Origin of the sequence: Draconibacterium orientale (genome assembly GCF_900111425.1) — a bacterium.
GTDB classification, from domain to species: domain Bacteria; phylum Bacteroidota; class Bacteroidia; order Bacteroidales; family Prolixibacteraceae; genus Draconibacterium; species Draconibacterium orientale.
Genome location: NZ_FOHT01000001.1, coordinates 247,038 through 261,139, shown reverse-complemented (window position 1 = coordinate 261,139; position 14,102 = coordinate 247,038). Strand labels below are relative to the sequence as shown.

Sequence of the window (14,102 nt, the reverse complement as noted above, 5' to 3'; positions counted from 1 at the left end):
AAAACAATTTATAATGACTAAAATTAACTGTTTCGTACCCGCTGCGGCATGGTCGCAAGTAGCGGAAATGATTGGAGAATTACAGGCCAATCCTTCAGTAAATAAAATATTTTTACCCGAAAATGTGGCCAAAGAAGCCGGCGAAAAGGCAGAGGCTTTTTCCTTTGAAACACTAACTTCTACCGATACCGTAAAAGCTATGGCTGCTTTGGCAGAAGGTGTGGATTACGTTTTGTTGCTTACAAAAGTAACGGCTGTAAAGCTGGGGCAATTTGCCATCGAGCGTTTGGTTGACACCGCAGAATTAACCGGCGCCGTTAAAGTGTATTCCGATTATTACGAGGTGAAAGAAGGCAAACTGGCCACACATCCGGTAATCGATTACCAGCAGGGCAGTTTGCGCGACGACTTTAATTTTGGGCCATTGGTGTTGTACAAAGCCGATGCATTTACAACGGCAGTAAAAAATATGACACAGAATTTTGAACACGCCGGAATGTATTACCTGCGTTTAAAAGTGGCACAGCAGGGCGAATTGTTCCGCATTCCTGAGTTTTTATATACCATTGATGAGACCGACAACCGCAAAAGCGGCCAGAAAATATTTGACTATGTTGATCCGAAAAACCGCCAGGTGCAGGTTGAAATGGAGCAGGCTGCCACCGAACATTTAAAAGATGTAGGCGCGTGGTTGAGTCCTGATTTTACGCCGGTGGAGTTGGATGAAAAGGCTTTTGCGAAAAAAGCGTCAGTAATTATTCCGGTGCGAAACCGCGAAAAGACTATTGCCGATGCTATGGAATCGGTATTGATGCAAAAGACGGATTTCGATTTTAACCTGATCGTTATCGATAATCACTCCACTGATAAAACCACTTCAATTGTTCAATCTTTTGCAGATAAAGATGATCGCGTGGTACACCTTATCCCGGTGCGCGAAGATCTTGGAATTGGCGGATGCTGGAACCTTGGAGTTCACGATTCGCGTTGCGGAATGATTGCTATGCAACTCGATAGCGATGATATTTACAAAGACGAAAACACGCTGCAAAAAGTGGTTGATGTTTTTGAAGCCGAAAAATGTGCCATGGTTGTGGGCACCTATCAACTGGTGAATTTTGATTTGGAAGAAATACCACCGGGTATTATCGACCATAAAGAGTGGACACCAGACAATGGAAAGAACAATGCCTTACGAATTAACGGTTTGGGAGCGCCGCGTGCTTTCTATACGCCGGTGCTGCGCGATGTGAAAATTCCGAATACCAGCTACGGAGAAGATTATGCAGTTGGTTTGGCTATTTCACGAAATTACCAGATCGGCCGTATTTACGACAATCTGTACCTGTGCCGCCGCTGGGACGATAACTCGGATGCAGCCCTGGACATTGTAAAAATGAATGCGCATAATACGTACAAAGACAGGATACGTACTATCGAGTTAAAAGCCCGCCAGAAGAAAAATAAACGCTCCCTTTAGTTCTCCAATAGGGAATGCATGAAGATGAATAAAACAAATTTATAGTATATCAAATTCCTCCCCTCTGGGGAGGTTAGGAGGGGCTTTATGTCAATTACAATAGAAATAAAACAACTGCTTGCCGATCAGAAAACGGAATGGGAACTGGCAGGAAAAAACTTCGCCGGACTGGAAAATGTGCAGGTGCGCGAATTTCAGTTCGACGGATTTTCGGTAAAAGTACAGTTTAACCCCGGTCGAATTGTTTCGTCGGCAGCCAAAGTGGATAAAAAGTCGATTGAAGCGCGCCCGTGTTTTTTGTGTGCGGCCAACCGACCGGCGGTGCAGCGCGGCGTAACTTTTGGCGATTACGAGGTATTGGTCAATCCATTCCCGATTTTTCCGGAGCATTTTACAATCCCCGCCTTTGCGCACACGCCTCAGCAAATAGAAGGAAACTTTAGTGATATGCTTGATCTGGCAGAGGTAATGGAAGGTTTTACCGTGTTTTACAATGGGCCAAAATGTGGCGCCTCGGCACCCGATCATTTCCATTTTCAGGCCGGAAACGCAGGTTTTATGCCCCTTGATGAAGAAATGGTCGCATTAAAAGAAAAATATGGTGATGAGTGGGAAAAGAACAAGGTGAATTTTTGCGCCATAAAAGACGGTCTTCGCAATTTTTTGGTGTTGGAAGCGGCCGATAAAATGGCCATAACCCATGCTTTTTCACACATTTATACTGAGCTGGAAGCTTCACAAAGTGATGAGGAACCAATGCTGAATATTCTTGCCCAATATATCGGTGGCGGTTGGCGCGTTTGGGTTTTTCCACGTGCGCTGCATCGTCCGTCGCAGTATTTTGCCGAAGGCGAAGAAAATATTCTGATCAGTCCGGCCTCGGTTGATATGGGTGGTGTTTTAATTACGCCACAGGAGAAGGATTTTTTTAAGATCAGAAAAACCGACATTGAAAGTATTCTAAAACAGGTTTTGTTGCCTGTTGACCAATTTGATAAACTAACTACAAAACTTAAGCAATGAACAGACCAAATATTCATGTAGGCATAATGAGTGCCGATAAAATCGATTTTAAATTTCACGGCGAATACCAGTTGGTGGGGACAAAACATACTTTTTCGGGAGATGGATCAGTATGTTTCGAAAATGGAACGCTTCAACTTGCCGACTCCAAAATCAGTGGCGATAAATTGTATTTTATGCCGCTCGACAAAGGGAACTCGGAGTTTGAATTAAAAGATGTTACCATCGGTGTAAATTTTCACTGGGAGCAAAAGGAAGATCAGAAATTTCAGGGAGCACTGAAGTTTATCATCGAAGAGGGCCAAATTACTGCTGTAAATATTTTGTCGATCGAGGATTACCTGATCAGTGTAATTTCATCGGAGATGAGTGCGAAAAGTTCGCTCGATTTGCTGAAAGCGCATGCCATAATTTCGCGCAGCTGGTTAATTGCACAAATTGAAAAGCAGGATAAACTGACCGATGCAGGAGAAGCGTATGAAAGCACTTTTAAATCTGATGAGGAGTACATAAAATGGTACGACCGCGAAGACCATACGAATTTCCATGTTTGTGCCGACGATCATTGCCAGCGCTACCAGGGAACTACGCGTTCGCACAACCCGAATGTGGTGAAGGCGGTGAACGAAACGGCCGGCGTGGTACTTTCCTATAACGGTGCGATTTGCGATGCACGTTTCTCGAAATGTTGCGGTGGTATTGCCGAGCTTTTTGAGAATTGCTGGGAGCCTGTAAATCATCCGTATTTAACGGCAGTAATTGATAATCCGGCAGCTCCAAAAGGTTTTGAAACCGATCTGACTGTGGAAGAAAATGCCGTTCCGTGGTTAAAAAATGCACCGGAAGCGTTTTGTAATACCGATGACGAAGAGGTGCTAAAACAGGTTCTGAATGAATACGACTGGACTGCCAAAGATTTTTACCGCTGGACAGTGGAATACAAACAAGATGAACTTTCGGCATTGATACTGAAACGCTCGGGGCATGATTTTGGAAAAATTCTGGATATGATTCCGGTGGAACGTGGTGCGTCAGGGCGCCTGATAAAACTGAAAATAGTTGGTTCGAAAAAGACTTTGACAGTTGGTAAAGAGCTGGAAATCCGCAGATGGCTGAGTGAGTCGCATTTATACAGTTCGGCATTTCTGGTTGAGAAAGAGGATGTGGTTGATGGAGTTCCCGGCAAAATTGTTTTGCACGGAGCCGGTTGGGGGCACGGCGTTGGACTGTGCCAGATTGGAGCGGCCGTAATGGGCCACAAAGGTTATAAGTACGACGAAATTCTGAATCACTATTTTAAAAATATTAAGCTCGAAAAACGATACTAGCATGATTAAACAAGCTGTCCTTTTGTTCGTATTTGTGTTGGCTGCGGCAAGTGTTTTTGCACAGCAGAAAGTTATTCGCATCAATCAGTTGGGCTACCTGCCTCAGTCGGTTAAGGTGGCTGTTTTTCTTTCAACAGAAGCGGAAAACGCCGGACAGTTTCAGGTGTTTGATGCCTTAACCGATAAGCTGGTTTATGAGGCGAAAGTAAAGCAAGTTGATGGCTCCGATTGGGGAATGAAGGCCGCTTTTCGCCTTGATTTTTCTGCAGTAGAAAACAGAGGCGGTTATTACCTGAAGTTAGGCGAAACCCGTTCTCCGGCTTTTCAAATTGCGTCGGATGTGTACGACGGAACAGCCGATTTTCTGTTAAACTACATGCGCCAGCAGCGTTGTGGCTACAATCCGTATTTGCAGGATTCATGTCATTTGCACGATGGAATAATTGTGGATCATCCAACAAAAACAGGACAGAAAATTGATGTGACTGGTGGTTGGCACGATGCCTCGGATTACCTGCAATACCTTACAACATCGGCCAATGCTACTTACCAGCTGTTGTATGCCTACGAGCAAAATCCGGCGGTGTTTAACGATGAATACCGGGAGAATGGTGAGTCGGGAGCCAATGGAATTCCTGATATTCTGGATGAAGCCAAATGGGGCCTCGACTGGCTGGTGAAAATGAATCCGTCGGCCGGGGAAATGTACAACCAGATTGCCGACGACAGAGATCACCGCGGTTATCGTTTGCCCAATAAAGACACGGTGAGCTACGGGCTCGAAGGAGAATATCGACCTGTATATTTTATTACAGGGAAACAGCAGGGGGTGGCTGAGCATAAAAACCGCACTACCGGAGTTTCGTCGAGTGCTGCAAAATATGCGTCATCATTTGCTTTGGGATCGCTGATGATGAAAGAGTTTTACCCGGAATTTGCCGAGCAAATAGCCGCGAAAGCTGCCGAAGCCTACACGTTTGCATTGAGCGATATAGGCGCTTGTCAAACAGCCTGTAATGTGTCGCCGTATTTTTACGAAGAAGCCAATTACGTGGACGACCTTGAACTGGCGGCCACAACTTTATATCAGTTAACCGGTGAGGCTTATTACCTTACTGAGGCCAAAAAATGGGGTAGCGTTGAAAATGTTACTCCGTGGATGTCAACAGGTTTTGCGCGCCACTACCAGTTTTATCCTTTTGTGAACCTGGGGCATGTAAAGCTGGCCGAAAAGGATGAAACTTTTGCCACTTATCTGAAACAGGGATTAACGCATCTTTATGATCGGGGAAAGGACGATCCTTTTCTGAATGGAATACCGTTTATCTGGTGCTCGAATAACCTGGTGGCAGCAGCGATTACACAGGCCCGTACCTACGAAGAAATTACCGGCGACCGATCGTTTGCCGAAATGGAAGCCGCCTTGCGCGACTGGCTTTTTGGCTGTAATCCGTGGGGAACAAGTATGATTTGCGGATTACCAGCAGGTGGTGATAATCCGGAGGAGCCACATTCCTCCATCACCAAAATTTTGGGTGAAACCACTTATGGCGGTTTGGTTGACGGGCCGGTTTATAATTCAATTTTTTCAGGGCTTATTGGTATCGAAATTCAGCAACCCGATCCGTTTGAAGCTTTTAACAAGGGCAAAGCGGTTTACCACGACGATCTGGGGGATTATTCATCGAACGAACCCACCATGGACGGAACAGCAAGTTTGAGTTACTATTTGTCGTCGATGGAAAAAATGGGAAGGAAGCAGCAACAGAATTACAAAAAAGATGAACAGGGCGCTATTCGTTATTTCAATACAAACGAAAAAAATATTTACCTTGTATTTTCGGCGCATGATAAAGCTGAAGGCGCAGCGCATATCTTAAAGACACTCGATAAAAAGAACAGTAAAGCATCGTTCTTTTTTACCGGCGACTTTTTACGCGACAATCAATTTCAATCTACCATAAAAAAAATAATCAAAAGCGGCCATTATTTGGGTGCACATTCCGATAAACACCTGTTGTATTGCGACTGGATAAAACGAGATTCATTGCTGGTTGACCGTACCACTTTTGAGCAGGATTTAAAAGAAAATTACAAGGCTTTGCAGCAATTTGGTATCAACCGCGAAAATGCAGGCTGGTTCTACCACCTTATGAGTGGTATAATTCCGCCATTGTAAACTGGACTTCAGCAATGGGATTGACGACAATCAATTTTTCGCCCGGAATACGGAGTAACGCCGATTATACCATGCCCGATATGGCGAATTATATGTCGTCTGATAAAATCTTTAAAAGCATTTTAAAGGTAGAGGAGGAGCAGGGGTTAAACGGTGCAATTATGCTCATTCATCCCGGAACGGAGGAAAAAAGAACGGATAAATTTTATCTTCGTTTGGAAGAACTGATAGAAACATTGCAGACAAAAGGATACAATTTTAAACGATTACCATAATTCAACAAATAAACCGATCAACCAGCATGGCTAAAACAAAAACTCAACGCAATCCGTGGTTTTGGATTCCCACACTTTATTTTGCAGAAGGATTACCCTACGTAATTGTAATGACCCTTTCGGTGATTATGTACAAACGCCTGGGCATATCAAACACCGATATTGCTTTATACACCAGCTGGCTGTATTTGCCGTGGGTGATAAAACCGTTGTGGAGCCCGATTGTGGATTTGCTGAAAACCAAACGTTTTTGGATTGTAATCATGCAGTTGGTGGTTGGCGTAGGCCTGGCCGGAGTGGCGTTTACCATTCCTGTCAGTAATTTCTTTCAATATACGCTGGCGTTTTTCTGGTTGCTGGCTTTTAGTTCGGCCACTCATGATATTGCTGCCGATGGTTTTTATATGCTCGGATTGAGTCAGGGCGACCAGTCGTTTTTTGTGGGCATCAGAAGTACGTTTTATCGTTTTGCCATGCTTACGGGGCAGGGGCTTTTGGTTATTCTTGCCGGTGCTTTGGAAACGGCAACCGGCTTGGAGCCGTTAGAGGTAAATGTAACCGCACAGAATATTCCTGTTCAGGAAATTTCGTTTAATCCTGAAAGCTATCAGAAGTTGCACGAATCGGGGTATATTTATTTTGTGTCGGAGAACGAGGTGAAAGTGCCCATTGGTTTGGTTTCAAAAGAACAGGCTGCTGACATTAAACGCAAGGTGGATGAATGGAACATCAGCAATAACTTTTATGCCAGCGAAACGCCGGTAGCAACAAAAGATGCCGGCTGGTGGACACGAAAAGTGTCAACTCCTTTAAAAGAAACGTTAAAAGAAAAATTCAATAAAGAAACGGTTGATCGGAGTTCGGAAGTTGGTAACCTGGCCATCATTCCTATTCAGCTTTCAACCTTACCAAAGGCAGGCGAAGAGGTGGTGCTGAATTTTGGCTACGAAAAAGGCGATGCCAGTATAAAACTGGTACATACTTACCGTTATGTGTTTAATGAAACGAATTGCGACAAACCTGCTTTTGCCGTTGTGCAACTCGATCCGAAACTGAAGAAAGCCACACAGGCTACTTTTGTTGGGCGCTCGGGAAATATACGTTTTTCATGGTTGGTGGTTATGGCCTGCATTGCCGTTTTGTTTGTGGCCTTTTCGCTGTATCACCGTTTTGCATTGCCGCACCCTGCAAGCGATGTGGCCAACAAAACCGAAGGCAAAAGTGTGTTGGGCGAGTTTTTCGAAACCTTTGCTGCCTTTTTCCGCAAAAAGGAAATTGTGTCGATAATGTTGTTTTTGTTGTTGTACCGCCTGGCCGAATCGCAGCTGGTGAAAATGGCCTCGCCGTTTTTGCTCGATGCCCGCGAAGCCGGAGGACTGGGACTTACAACCGGCGATTTGGGTTTGGTGTACGGAACAGCCGGAATGATTGCGTTAACAGTTGGCGGTATTTTAGGCGGGATTGTAGCCTCGCGCAAAGGACTAAAACACTGGCTGTGGTGGATGGCGCTGGCCATTAACCTGCCTAACCTTTGTTATTTGCTGCTGTCGTTGTTCAACCCCACATCGTTGTGGTGGATTTCGGCCGCGGTAGTGATCGAGCAGTTTGGTTACGGCTTTGGTTTTACGGCTTATATGCTTTTCTCTATCTATGTTTCGGAGGGAAAACACAAAACCGCACACTACGCCATTACAACCGGATTTATGGCACTGGGAATGATGATTCCGGGAATGTTAAGCGGTTGGCTGCAGGAAATCATCGGTTACCAGAGTTTCTTTGTTTGGGTGATGATCTGTACTATCCCGATCTTTTTGGTGTTGCCTTTTGTAAAGGTTGATCCGAAATTTGGAATTAAGGATAGGGAGTAGTTTTCCGGTTTTTTATAACCGCTAAGCGCATAGTTTGCACAACAAAAGGTTCGCAAGGGATGTCATCTCTCTGAGTTTTTTATAGAGAGATGACATCCTTATTGGTACTGCAAGGATTTTACTATCCCTGCGGGCTTGCTGACCGTCCTGCAGGGGTTTGTACCGTCCTGCAGGGGGTGGCCCCTTTCCTGCAGCGCAGGGAAGCAACAAAATGTTGCAGGAAGCCTAAAAGTGCTGCAGGATTGTCAAAAAGTGCCGCAGGGCGGGTAAAAACCATGCAGGGAGAGCCAAAAGCGCCGCAGGACGCTAAAAAAGTTCGCAGGACGGGAAATAATCCCGCAGGATCGGGATTTTTTGTGGACTTTTGGTTAAGCGCTAAGCGGTTTAAAACCGCTAAGCGCATGGTTTGCACAACAAACGGTTGGTAAGGGATGTCATCTTTCTGAGTTTTTTATAGAGAGATGACATCCTTGTTTGCACCTGAAATGGTGAGTTTTCGTCCTGAAAGGACAGGTAATTTTAGCCCAGGGCATCGCCCTGGGGATATTTGCAGAAGTGATATCGGGCTGAAAGCCCAGCTTAATAACCGGCCCTTTCAGGGCGATGAGCCAACAGACTGTCGGTTTCCCAAGGCGTCGCATTCGCTTTGCCGTTGGGTTAGAATAAATTGGGCTTTCAGCCCGGTAATATTTTCAATGTTTGGTTAAGCGCTAAGCGGTTCAAAACCGCTAAGCGCATGATTTGCAGAACAAAAGGTTCGCAAGGGATGTCATCTTTCTGAGTGTTTATAGAGAGAGATGACATCCTTGTTTGTATTAATAACCTGCCCTTTCAGGGCGATGAGCCAACAGGCTGTCGGTTCCCCAAGGCGTCGCCTTCGCTTTGCCGTTGGGTTAGAATAAATTGGGCTTTCAGCCCGGTAATATTTTCAATGTTTGGTTAAGCGCTAAGCGGTTCAAAACCGCTAAGCGCATGGTTTGCAGAACTAAAGGTTGGTAAGGGATGTCATCTTTCTGAGTGTTTATAGAGAGAGATGACATCCTTGTTTGTACCAGAAATGGTGAGTTTTCGTCCTGAAAGGACAGTTTATACCGATTTAACAACAAAATGTCGCATACTTTCACTTCGTTCAGTCTTCTCCTTTGTTGTATTATCGGCATTTACCATTGTAAACTTTCTTATTGCCATGCGGCAAAATAAAGTACAATTGGTATAATTTTAGCCCAGGGCATCGCCCTGGTGATATTCGCAGAAGTGATTTCGGGCTGAAAGCCCAGCTTAATAACCTGCCCTTTCAGGGCGATGAGCCAACAGACTGTCGGTTTCCCAAGGTGTTGCATTCGCTTTGCCGTTGGGTTAGAATAAATTGGGCTTTCAGCCCGCTGATATTTTCAATGTTTGGTTAGCACTAAGCGATTCAAAGCCGCTAAGCGCATGGTTTGCAGAACAAAAGGTTCGTAAGGGATGTCATCTTTCTGAGTTTTTTATAGAGAGATGACATCCTTGTTTGCACCTGAAACAGGACGTGAATTTTTCCTACAGGACGGCCATTTTTTGAAACTTTGTCAGCCCCAAGGCCCGTTTTGCGACAAATCCGCCGATAACAATTTGTGGAAAGCTTTTTGATTAGCCTTAGTCTTTATAACTTTGATAAAATGAACGACAAAGACCTTAAAATAAAATACGATACCATTTGCCAGCATTTGGCTGAGCGGAAATTGAAACCGGCTTTCGATTTGCTGGAAAAGCTGATTCGTGAAAGCGGCCTGCTCATTCATCTCGACGAATGGCGCAACCTGGAGCAAAACTACAGCTACATGCTAAAATATACGGTGGAAGGAATTCAGGATCCCGAGCGCCAAAAAGTGTATCGGAAGCTGATTATTTCGGTTTTTGAGCTGTGTGACAAACTATATGATGAGCTGAGGATGAAATTATCATCGACAGTTACCTACGAGAAAAAACGTGGTTTTAATACCACTCTTCAATTTGATACGCTTTTAGAGGAACTGGAAGATTTTTACCTGCAGGAACAGCTGGTTTCGCTGGTTGACGATGCCGAGGTGCAACAGTCGTCGAAGCGGATTAGCGCACGCGATCATCAGCAAAAAATGGTGACTTTGTTCTATTTTGTATGGTTTCAGAACGAATTAAACGACGAGCATCGTTCATTTTTAAAAGCCTTTTTAAACAGCGAATTGATTGAGAAGTCGTATAAGTCGTTTATTGTTTCGGCCTTGCTTATAAGTTTGTTACGTTACTTCGATGAGGCCAAGTTTTCGGTGCTTTTTGATGCCTACGAACACGAACTGCCCGAAATCAATCAGCGGGCAATTGTTGGCTTGCTCATTGCTTTTTACCGTTACGACAGTCGCTTGTCGTATTACCCGGCAATAAGCGGCCGGCTGAAACTGCTGAACGAAAACCCCGATTTCAAACACAACCTCGAACAAATAATTATTCAACTGATCAGAAGTAAGGAGACGGAAAAGATTCAGAAAAAAATTACCGATGAGATTTTGCCGGAGATGATAAAGATTAGTCCGAACCTGAAGGACAAAATCAATCTTGACAGTTTGATGGACGAAACGCCTGGCGAGGATGAAAACCCCGAGTGGGAGAAGATATTTGAAGATTCGCCGGGACTGATGAATAAAATGGAAGAGTTTTCGGAGCTGCAAATGGAGGGCGCTGATGTGTTTATGAGCTCGTTTGCCATGCTGAAAATGTTCCCGTTCTTCAGCGAATTTACCAACTGGTTTATGCCGTTCTTTACCAAAAATCCGGAGATAGATTTTGTGGTCAATCGCGCCGATTCGGTTACCGACCAGTTTCTGAAAGCCATTTCTGCTGCGCCGGTGTTGTGCAATTCCGATAAGTATTCGTTCTGCTTTAGTCTGCAAAATATTCCGGCTCAAAACCGCGAATTCATGGCGGAAGGATTAAAGGCCGAAATGCAACAGTTTGACGAACTTCAAAACGATGAGATTTTGACTGATCCGGGTAAAAAGGCGGCCTTCATTTCAAATCTGTACATTCAGGACTTGTACCGCTTTTTTAAACTTCATCCGCGCAAAAACGATTTTGAAGACATTTTTAACTGGCGTTTCGATTTTCATAACAAACAAATGCTTGGCGAAATGCTGAAAGAAGATGCCGGCATTGTTCGAAATATTGCCGAATACTATTTCTCGAAAAATTATTACAACGAGGCCGCCGAAGTATTTAATTACCTGCTGAGTGAGGAGAAAAGCGGGGAGTTGTACCAGAAGCTGGGTTACTGTTACCAAAAGCTTGGCGATTTTGAACTGGCCCTGAAAGCGTATAAAAATGCCGAGTTGTTTGAGCTGAATAAAAAGTGGAACCTGAATAAAATAGCTTTGTGCTACCGCAATTTAAAACAACCGAAAAAAGCGCTGGAATATTACCGCGAGATAGAAATGCTGGATGAGGAGAATTTGAATGTTCAGCTGAATATCGGGCATTGTTTGCTGGAGCTGGATCGTTTTGAAGAGGCTTTAAAAACTTATTTTAAAGTAGAATACCTGATGCCGGAAAACAAGAAAGTGTGGAAACCTATTGGCTGGTGTTCGTTGGTGGCCGGTAAATTTGAGCAGGCCGAAAAATACTTCAAAAAATTGATAGATGACAGCCCGAACAAACACGACCTGATGAACATGGGGCATGTGCAGTGGTGTTTGGGAAAACGAAAAGAGGCGCTGGATTATTACAAGCAGTCGATTGTTAAAGCCGAATTTACCGAGCGTGCTTTTTTCGAGGTTTTCCACGAAGACCTGCATTATTTAATCAAGTTGGGAGTTGATAAGGATGATGTGCCGATTATGCTCGATCAGCTGCGGTATTTTGTTGAAGAATAGCCGGGGAATATTGAATGATGATTAACGAATGCTGATTTTAGATTTGAGAAAAAGACCGTTCGTATTTTTCAATCGTCAATCAGTATTCGTTAATCGAAATTCATCATTCAATCTATTTCATCCACTTTTTCATCGCCTCAATATTCATTTCGTTAACGATGTTTTTGGCTTGCGCGGTGTACAAAAATTCCAGCTCTTTGGCAAAGTAAGCTGTAACCTTATCGCGAACCATTTTCATAGTGGCGTTCAGCATTTTATTTTCGGTGGTAAATGCTTCGGGTAAGATCGCAACTGTTGCAGGCAGCCAGCGTTCGGGAAACTCTCCGTGGTACTTGCCGCCTTTTTTGTATTCGTTAATTTCTTTCTGAATAATTTCTATTGCTGCAGTTACAGCTTCGTCGCTGCCTTTTGCAATGCCGTGGCGTTTAAGCTCGCGGTTAATGGCTTCCATATCGGGCACAACCATGCCAACCGTGTAGGGATTCTGGTTGTTGTAAAGCATTACCTGTTGAATGTATGGCGATTGGTCGACCAGTGCTTCTTCAATACCTTCGGGGCTGTATTTTTCGCCATCGTTACCAATTAGCAAACTTTTAAAACGGCCCAGAACATAGAGGAAATCATCTTTTCCCATATAGCCCATATCGCCGGTGTGTAACCAGCCGTCTTTCAGGCTGTCGGCGGTGGCAGTTGGATTGTTCCAGTAGCCTTTCATAACGTTATCGCCTTTAATTACAATTTCACCTTTTTCGCCTGTCGGAAGTTCGTTGCCATTATCGTCAAGAATTTTTATCTCGAGATTCTTCACCAGTTTGCCCGATGAGCCAAAAACTACGTCGTGCGGCACATTCGACGAAATAACCGGAGCAGCCTCGGTAAGGCCATACCCCTGACAAATGGGAAGTCCCACAGCATAAAAGAAACGTTGTAGTTCCACATCGAGTAAAGCGCCGCCTCCGATAAAGAATTTCAGATTTCCGCCAAAACCTTCACGAACTTTGGCAAACAGAATTTCGTCGAATAGCCAATACAGTGGTTTCAGGAAAAATCGCCAGCCTTTGCCGCGGTTGTTGCCATAGCCGTTGTGGGCATACGCCACTTTTAAAGCAAACTGAAAAACTTTATACAGGAATTCTCCTTTTTTGCGAATGCCTGCTTCAATGTTTTTCCTGAACGTTTTTGAATAGGCCGGCACACTCATCATAAGCGTAGGTTTAATTTCCTGTATGTTTTTCGGGATATTCCGGAGGGTTTCCATTGGTGAGTTACCAATTTCAACCGATGCAATACTTGCTCCTTTGTACATAAACACATACAGACAGGTGGTGTGCGCAAAGGCATGATCCCACGGTAAAATGGCTAAGGTAATCCATTCCGATTGCATATCGAGCAGCGAATTGGATTGCACCACATTGGCCGCATAATTCAGGTGGGTAAGCATAATCCCTTTCGGGTCGGCGGTAGTTCCTGAGGTGTATGAAATATTTGCCACATCATCGGGCTGAATTCCTTTCCAAACCTGTTCGGTAAGCTCGGTGTTTTCTTTTCTGAATTTTGCTCCGGCAGCTACTAATTCTTTGTAATCAATATCATTTTCGCCCGGGTTTTCTTTGCCATCGATGTAGATTACTTTCTCTACTTCGGGCAATTCATCGCGAATCTCCTCAACTTTTGCGGCGTGTAGTTTCGATACAAAAATATACCTACTGCCACTGTGTTTTAAACGGAAAGTAAGCTCGTTGTTTTGCAAACGAATGGAGAGCGGCACGTTAATGCCACCGGCGTAGAGCATTCCCAGTTCGCTAATGATCCAGTCGTTGCGGCCATCGGCTATTAGTGCGGCCCGGTCGCCTTTTTTAAACCCTAATTGAATTAATCCCGCTGCCAGGTCCAGGACCTTCTCGCGGGTTTGTTTGTAAGTAGTAGGCCGGTATTCTCCTTTTGATTTTTCCCAGAGATAGGGATTATCGGGGTAGTTAGCAACAGCGGTTTCAAATAGCGCAACAATGGTTTTCATAAGTTGATAAATGTTAAAAAAGATCCCGGTCAGATCTTCTATTTATATTCACAC

Annotated in this window: 8 protein-coding genes; 7 read left to right on the top strand and 1 reads right to left on the bottom strand. The window is 44.3% G+C overall.

Annotated elements, in window-relative coordinates; translation table 11 throughout:
• Positions 1–13 precede the first annotated feature (13 nt).
• The 7 genes from BMW53_RS01050 to BMW53_RS01020 all read left to right on the top strand — a co-directional run bounded on the left by BMW53_RS01050 (position 14) and on the right by BMW53_RS01020 (position 12,031).
• A complete protein-coding gene (locus BMW53_RS01050) occupies positions 14–1,480 on the top strand; it encodes a glycosyltransferase family 2 protein (protein ID WP_174416376.1) in 1,467 nt (488 codons plus the stop codon).
• Positions 1,481–1,567: 87 nt separating this feature from the next.
• Positions 1,568–2,503 carry a DUF4922 domain-containing protein gene (locus BMW53_RS01045; protein WP_038561249.1) on the top strand — a complete coding sequence of 312 codons (936 nt, stop codon included), beginning with the start codon at positions 1,568–1,570 and terminating at the stop codon, positions 2,501–2,503.
• The gene (locus BMW53_RS01040; protein WP_038561252.1) at positions 2,500–3,831 is read left to right on the top strand and encodes a SpoIID/LytB domain-containing protein; all 1,332 of its coding nucleotides are present in this window, start codon (positions 2,500–2,502) and stop codon (positions 3,829–3,831) included. The genes BMW53_RS01045 and BMW53_RS01040 overlap by 4 nt, the downstream gene beginning before the upstream one ends.
• Before the next feature lies 1 nt (position 3,832).
• On the top strand, positions 3,833–6,010 hold the full coding sequence (locus BMW53_RS01035; RefSeq protein WP_245749004.1) for a glycoside hydrolase family 9 protein: 2,178 nt from the start codon (positions 3,833–3,835) through the stop codon (positions 6,008–6,010).
• Positions 6,011–6,024: 14 nt separating this feature from the next.
• Positions 6,025–6,285: a hypothetical protein gene (locus BMW53_RS21205; protein ID WP_245749003.1), complete on the top strand. Its 261-nt coding sequence runs from the start codon at positions 6,025–6,027 to the stop codon at positions 6,283–6,285.
• Positions 6,286–6,311: 26 nt separating this feature from the next.
• Positions 6,312–8,153 (top strand): MFS transporter, encoded by a 1,842-nt coding sequence (locus BMW53_RS01030; RefSeq protein ID WP_038561258.1) that lies wholly within the window; start codon positions 6,312–6,314, stop codon positions 8,151–8,153.
• 1,655 nt (positions 8,154–9,808) lie between these two features.
• Complete coding sequence (locus BMW53_RS01020) at positions 9,809–12,031, top strand: tetratricopeptide repeat protein (protein ID WP_038561264.1); 2,223 nt, start codon at positions 9,809–9,811, stop codon at positions 12,029–12,031.
• A gap of 112 nt (positions 12,032–12,143) precedes the next feature.
• On the opposite strand, the gene BMW53_RS01015 is transcribed toward BMW53_RS01020, so the two are convergent.
• Positions 12,144–14,048 carry an AMP-dependent synthetase/ligase gene (locus BMW53_RS01015; RefSeq protein ID WP_038561267.1) on the bottom strand — a complete coding sequence of 635 codons (1,905 nt, stop codon included), beginning with the start codon at positions 14,046–14,048 and terminating at the stop codon, positions 12,144–12,146.
• Positions 14,049–14,102: the final 54 nt, after the last annotated feature.

What these genes read in the sequence shown, in the direction of transcription:
- BMW53_RS01050 (WP_174416376.1), top strand. Translation starts at nt 14, where the DNA reads ATGACTAAAATTAACTGTTTCGTACCCGCTGCGGCATGGTCGCAAGTA.
- BMW53_RS01045 (WP_038561249.1), top strand. Translation starts at nt 1,568, where the DNA reads ATGTCAATTACAATAGAAATAAAACAACTGCTTGCCGATCAGAAAACG.
- BMW53_RS01040 (WP_038561252.1), top strand. Translation starts at nt 2,500, where the DNA reads ATGAACAGACCAAATATTCATGTAGGCATAATGAGTGCCGATAAAATC.
- BMW53_RS01035 (WP_245749004.1), top strand. Translation starts at nt 3,833, where the DNA reads ATGATTAAACAAGCTGTCCTTTTGTTCGTATTTGTGTTGGCTGCGGCA.
- BMW53_RS21205 (WP_245749003.1), top strand. Translation starts at nt 6,025, where the DNA reads ATGGGATTGACGACAATCAATTTTTCGCCCGGAATACGGAGTAACGCC.
- BMW53_RS01030 (WP_038561258.1), top strand. Translation starts at nt 6,312, where the DNA reads ATGGCTAAAACAAAAACTCAACGCAATCCGTGGTTTTGGATTCCCACA.
- BMW53_RS01020 (WP_038561264.1), top strand. Translation starts at nt 9,809, where the DNA reads ATGAACGACAAAGACCTTAAAATAAAATACGATACCATTTGCCAGCAT.
- BMW53_RS01015 (WP_038561267.1), bottom strand. Translation starts at nt 14,048, where the DNA reads ATGAAAACCATTGTTGCGCTATTTGAAACCGCTGTTGCTAACTACCCC.